The 1,136-nt window shown below is 74.6% G+C and carries 2 protein-coding genes; one reads left to right on the top strand and one right to left on the bottom strand.

All coding sequences use genetic code 11. The annotated features are described in order from the left end of the window. Positions 1-230 precede the first annotated feature (230 nt). Positions 231-629 carry a hypothetical protein gene (locus KBX53_RS33745; protein WP_030330304.1) on the top strand — a complete coding sequence of 133 codons (399 nt, stop codon included), beginning with the start codon at positions 231-233 and terminating at the stop codon, positions 627-629. Between the two features lie 92 nt (positions 630-721). Here the strand turns inward: KBX53_RS33745 and KBX53_RS33740 are convergent. Further along, a partial coding sequence (locus KBX53_RS33740; RefSeq protein ID WP_247676601.1) for a cellulose binding domain-containing protein occupies positions 722-1,136 on the bottom strand: 415 nt, incomplete at its 5' end.

Below are 1,136 nucleotides of genomic sequence, written 5' to 3'. Positions count from 1 at the left end.
GACGATGACGTCGATGACGACGACGTCGCCCGCGGCGACACCGTCTCCGCGGTGCGCTGAGTCGGTGGCGCGCCGGGGTGCCGGCGCGCCGAGCTGGCGGTGCTCCGCGGCGGTCGGGGTTTGCGCCCGGCTGACGCGGGGCACTGCGGGGTGGACGACACCGTGACGCGCTGGAAAGACGCCGAAGTCCGAAGTGGCCGGCGGCTTCGGCACCCGAGGAGGTAACCACGATGTTCGGAACCAACCTGCTGGACCGCCGCAGCAAGCCGGAGCGGATCGCTGAGCAGGCCTGGGAGCACCTGCTCTCGGCGGTCAGCTCCGCCGGAGACAGTGTGCTGGACACCGCCCGCTCGGCCCGTCGCAACAGCAGTGATCTCGCCGACGGTGCGGGTGACCTGGTGGGATCCGCCGCCGAGGAGGCGCGACGCCGCGCCTCGCTGGCCTTCGACGCGCTCGCCGGCCGCCAGCCGGCACTGCCCTGGACGCTGCTGATCGGCGCCGCGCTCGCCGGCGCGGCGGTCGGTTGGGCCGTCGGTTCCGCCGCGCGGGCCGCCGGCAGCCGCGACGACCGTGCCGTCGACGACGTGGAGTTCGTCGACGTCGACCGCCCCAACTCCCCCGCCGTCTGAACGACAGCACCACGACGGGCCCCACTCGACCTGGGTCGGGTGGGGCCCGTCGTGGTGCTGGGGTGGAACCGGTCCGCCGGGTGCCGGACCCCTCAGGCGGCCCGGCGGACCGGTGTCTGGTGGTGATCCGGGGTCCCGACCCGGATCACCCGCTCAGCGACTCGTGCAGGTGATGGCCGTCGGGGGCGTGTTGCTGCCGGTCCGGAGCCGAGGAAACCGGCGGTGGTGCTGGCCCCGGCGGCGAGCGCGCCGTTCCAGCCGCTGTCCCGGACCGTTACCGCGGCCCCGGTCTGAGTGTGGGTGCCGCCCCAGAGTTGGTTGACCTGCTGGCCGTCGGTGAAGATCCAGCCCAGCGTCCACCCGGCGATGGGGGCGCTGCCGGTGTTGCTGACCGTCAACTCGGCCTGGAAGCCGCCTGACCAGGAGCCGGTCACCCGGTAGGTCGCCGCACAACCGGCGGCCGGCGGCGGGGTGGTCGGCGGGGGCGTCGTCGGCCGCCGGTTGTGC

The organism is Micromonospora sp. M51, from assembly GCF_018070305.1.
Lineage (GTDB): Bacteria > Actinomycetota > Actinomycetes > Mycobacteriales > Micromonosporaceae > Micromonospora > Micromonospora parva.
This window is presented reverse-complemented; position numbering and strand designations above follow the sequence as displayed.

Bases quoted from the DNA above. Each gene is read 5' to 3' on its own strand.
- KBX53_RS33745 (WP_030330304.1), top strand. From the start codon at position 231: ATGTTCGGAACCAACCTGCTGGACCGCCGCAGCAAGCCGGAGCGGATC.